The following is a 1,880-nucleotide window of genomic DNA, read 5'->3' as shown; positions in this document are numbered from 1 at the left end:
CTTCACACCTGTTGGAGCTGGCATAGCCGCTGCCGGAACGATCTTCCTGCTGTTTTTCTATTGGTTGTTGCCGGTGCGCGAAAAGCTTGGCGGATCACTGAACGAAGCCCTCGACATCAAGAACTACCTTACAGAGGCTCGAATTGTCGCCGACTCCACGGTGCTCGGGAAAACCGTCGCAGACCTCATGAAGCTCGCCGGCGGCGATGCAATCGTGACGTCGATTCTGCGCAATCGCACGATGCGGATGACGCCACTGCCCGACGCGATCCTCAAGGTGAATGACATCCTGTTGCTCGAAGGCGACCCAGAAGCGCTGGATCGCCTTGTCTCCCAGGGCAGGCTCAGCGTGACCGGGGATAGGGTCGCTGGTGACGACACCACCAACGAAATGGTCGCTATCGAAGCCGTAATCGGTGAAAGCTCCTCTTTGATCGGCTGGACCGCCCAGCGCCTTGCCCTTTACGATCGCTTCAATGTCAACCTCCTGGCTGTCAGCCGTCGCGGGGAGCGCCTCGACCGCAGGCTGGCCGAAGTCGAGCTGAGGCTCGGGGACGTTGTCGTTTTGCGGGGCAGTGCAGCCAGGATGCCCGAGATACTTCGTGAACTCGGCTGCTTACCGCTGGCAGAAAGGGCTATCCTTCTTGGTAGCGTCCGCAAGGGTATCGTGCCGGTAGTAATCCTTGCTCTCGCCATGGTGGCGACGGCGTTTGGGCTGCTGCCAGTCTCCGTCGCCTTCTTCGCGGCCGCTGTCGCGATTGTGCTTTTCAAGGTCATTCCGCTCCGCGACGTATACCAATCGCTCGATGGGCCTATCCTCGTGATGCTGGCCGTTCTCATTCCAGTGAGCGATTCGCTGCGCAGTACAGGGGCGACGGGAGTAGTTGCCGGCGAGCTTGCTAGGCTGGGGACACTCCTTCCGGCGTCCGGCGCACTGATGCTCATCCTTGTCGCCGCCATGGCCGTTACGCCATTCCTCAACAATGCCGCCACCGTCCTTGTCATGGCGCCTATCGCCGCCGAGTTTGCTGGTGATCTGGGCTACCGGCCGGAAGCATTTTTGATGGCTGTCGCCATTGGCGCCGGCTGTGACTTTCTCACCCCGATCGGACATCAGTGCAACACGCTTGTCATGGGGCCGGGTGGCTACCGCTTCAGCGACTATCCCCGTCTGGGACTGCCCCTATCTTTTCTCGTAGTCATTGTTGCCGTGCCGATGCTTATGATCGTTTGGCCAGTGGACTGACATCCGATATTCGGATGCCCTCCTTGGAAATCCCACATGACACTACATTCGTGAATGAGGTCTCCGCCGCGCAACTGAGGGCGAAAAATCCAACGGTGAAAAGTTCGGTGTGCGATCCGGCAAAGAGCCTGAAGCAGACGCCCGGTCAGAAAAGCACCACAAAGGCGGAAAGACGTAGGTCGCGCCCAGACTCCGCCTAACCGGCATGCCGGCGGGTCGACATGCTTAACCTCCGCCAAGTGATCGCGCGAACGGCCAAAGCACCCGCCGCTGCTCGTTTCTGAGGGTTAAACTTATGAAAGCCCGCCGCCCCATTTGCGAAGCGGCGGGCTTCATCCGCCCCAACTTGTCAATGCAACTTTGGTGCCAAACCTTTTTGGCTCTCTATAGGACAATGGGCTGTCCGACAGCGATCAAACAGACATCCAAAATGCCAGCAGCAGGGCGCATAAGGATGAGACGAGGGCAGCGGTGGCAAAAAGCACGCCCTGCCAATCTGGCGGTGGATCGGACACCAACTTGTCGGGGGGCGGATGATTGTCATTCATGAAAAGCAATTTTGCAACGCCAAGTTTGGTCCCGTAAGCCTTCAGGTTGTCGGCGGAAATGGCCGCCGCCCTACCAAAGGCCAAAG

At 58.9% G+C, this 1,880-nt stretch carries 2 protein-coding genes; one reads left to right on the top strand and one right to left on the bottom strand.

Features of this window, described 5'->3' with window-relative positions; all coding sequences use genetic code 11:
• A partial coding sequence (locus tag EN984_RS17745; protein WP_164765508.1) for an SLC13 family permease occupies positions 1–1,246 on the top strand: 1,246 nt, incomplete at its 5' end.
• A 413-nt stretch (positions 1,247–1,659) separates the two neighbouring features.
• On the opposite strand, the gene EN984_RS17740 is transcribed toward EN984_RS17745, so the two are convergent.
• A partial coding sequence (locus EN984_RS17740) for a hypothetical protein (RefSeq protein WP_206517439.1) occupies positions 1,660–1,880 on the bottom strand: 221 nt, incomplete at its 5' end.

Source organism: Mesorhizobium sp. M7A.F.Ca.CA.004.12.1.1, from assembly GCF_003997835.1.
Lineage (GTDB): Bacteria > Pseudomonadota > Alphaproteobacteria > Rhizobiales > Rhizobiaceae > Mesorhizobium.
The sequence above is the reverse complement of the archived record's forward strand: the minus strand, read 5'-3'. Positions and strand labels throughout refer to the sequence as shown.